The sequence below is a fragment of the Treponema sp. UBA753 genome (genome assembly GCF_002297325.1).
In the GTDB taxonomy this organism is placed as follows: domain Bacteria; phylum Spirochaetota; class Spirochaetia; order Treponematales; family Treponemataceae; genus Treponema_D.
Window position 1 is genome coordinate 1 of the sequence record NZ_DBKJ01000028.1, and the last position, 1,730, is coordinate 1,730.

Genomic DNA, 1,730 nt, shown 5'->3' on the forward strand with positions numbered 1-1,730 from the left:
AACTTTAAAAAGCTCATCGTAATATTCAATTAAATTCTGAACAAACTTCATTCTTCTATTATAAAAGCAGTTTTGCTATTTTGCAAATTATAAATAAATGCTATAATTCAAGTAACATTTTCATTCGGAGGGAGCATGAATCCAAGAATTTTTTTAGGAATCCTAAGCGCAGTTGTCGGACTTTTGGCTGTTATAAATCCGCGGTCAAGCATAGAGGCAATTGTAATCCTTATTGGAATCGGCGCAATTGTAAACGGAATCAATTCTATTTTAAAAGTGAAAAAATTTTCGTTTGCGCCTTATTTTGAACGCACTTTAATTATAAAAAGCATTGCAGGAATTTTAGTTGGAATTCTCGCAGTAATTCTTCCGTTCGCATTTTTCAGCATGATTCAAAAAATTGTGCGGATTTTTCTTTATATTCAGGCTGTGTTTTTGCTTTTGTCGGCGATTGCACAATTCATTTTGGTTGGCGGAACAGAAAATTCCGCTCCGTTTATAACAGAAGCCATTTGCTCAATTTTTATTGCGGTTTTGCTTTTTATGCTTCCTGCTGACTTTGGCGTAAAACTTGTAAGAGCCGCTGGAGTTCTAATTTTAGTTTCTGGAATAATATTCGCATTTAGGGAATGGAAATATTCTCCAACTGAAGTCGAAGCAGAAATAATAGAATAGATTTTTGAAAAGGCTGCTCAATGAAATTTTGAACAGCCTTTTTCTTTTAAAGCTGAACGCCTGTCTTGATTTTTTCGTTGAACCTTTTCAGTTTCTTTTCGTCCTGAATAGGATTTTCTTCTCCGTTCAAAATTTTGCGCAAAGCTTCCATTTCTTCGCCATTAAACGAAACCGCTTTTTCCATTGTATTTTCAAATGAACTTACTGCCATTGGACAAACAGTTTTTATAATCTCAAGAATTTTTTCTGCGTACAAGCGGATTTCATACTGGGCATGGCTGTCGAGCCTGAGCTTTAAAAAGTGGAACAAATTATGCAAATCCATTTGCCAGTAAAATTCCGTGTACAATGCGAGCGGAAGATTTATGCGGGCAATTTCCCTTGCAATTCCTTTTTCAACCATGTCTTTGTAAACTTCGTAGGCTTTTTGCTGGCCTTCAATAAATTCAGCCTGAAATTCTTTTGCCTGCTGCTCTTCAAAAGCTTCTCCGCGGCCTTGCTTGTTATTTGTTGACTGCTTTGAAATGCACGAATTTTCCGGAACATAAAATTCATCTTTCATAATGCTGTATCTGCCGGAAACTTCATTCATTCTGCCCATTCTATGCCGAACCCACTGGCGCGCTACAAAAATCGGCATTTTCAAGTGGAATGTAAAAACAACCTGCTCAAAAGGAGAAGTGTGCTGGTGGCGCAAAAGATAATCTATTAACGCTCCGTCCTGGCTTACAGTTTTTGTTCCTTCGCCATAGGAAACACGGGCCGCCTGTACGATTCTTGAGTCGCTGCCATAATAGTCAACCAGACGGACAAAGCCTTTGTCTAAAACTTGAAATTCCTTGTCCAAAATTTCTTCTGCGGCAGGAACAATGCAATGTGCCATAAATACCTCTTTTTATTAAATAAAGTGTCATTCTCGTGCTTATGACACGGGAATCTGCTATAACATTCCAATAGATGGGCTGTCTAATAAGTTCTAAATGTCATTGTCGTGCTTGAACTGCGATGTTTGCATGGCAAACTCAGTTAGCAATCTCTAAATGATTGCAATATAT

Annotated in this window: 2 protein-coding genes; one reads left to right on the top strand and one right to left on the bottom strand. The window is 37.5% G+C overall.

Features of this window, described 5'->3' with window-relative positions; genetic code table 11:
• Positions 1–135 precede the first annotated feature (135 nt).
• On the top strand, positions 136–675 hold the full coding sequence (locus B4C08_RS02045) for a DUF308 domain-containing protein (RefSeq protein WP_296662367.1): 540 nt from the start codon (positions 136–138) through the stop codon (positions 673–675).
• Between the two features lie 46 nt (positions 676–721).
• Here B4C08_RS02045 and thyX read toward each other — a convergent pair whose 3' ends face one another.
• The gene (gene thyX / locus B4C08_RS02050) at positions 722–1,558 is read right to left on the bottom strand and encodes an FAD-dependent thymidylate synthase (RefSeq protein ID WP_296662369.1); all 837 of its coding nucleotides are present in this window, start codon (positions 1,556–1,558) and stop codon (positions 722–724) included.
• Positions 1,559–1,730 lie beyond the last annotated feature (172 nt).

Bases quoted from the DNA above. Each gene is read 5' to 3' on its own strand.
- B4C08_RS02045 (WP_296662367.1), top strand. From the start codon at position 136: ATGAATCCAAGAATTTTTTTAGGAATCCTAAGCGCAGTTGTCGGACTT.
- thyX (WP_296662369.1), bottom strand. From the start codon at position 1,558: ATGGCACATTGCATTGTTCCTGCCGCAGAAGAAATTTTGGACAAGGAA.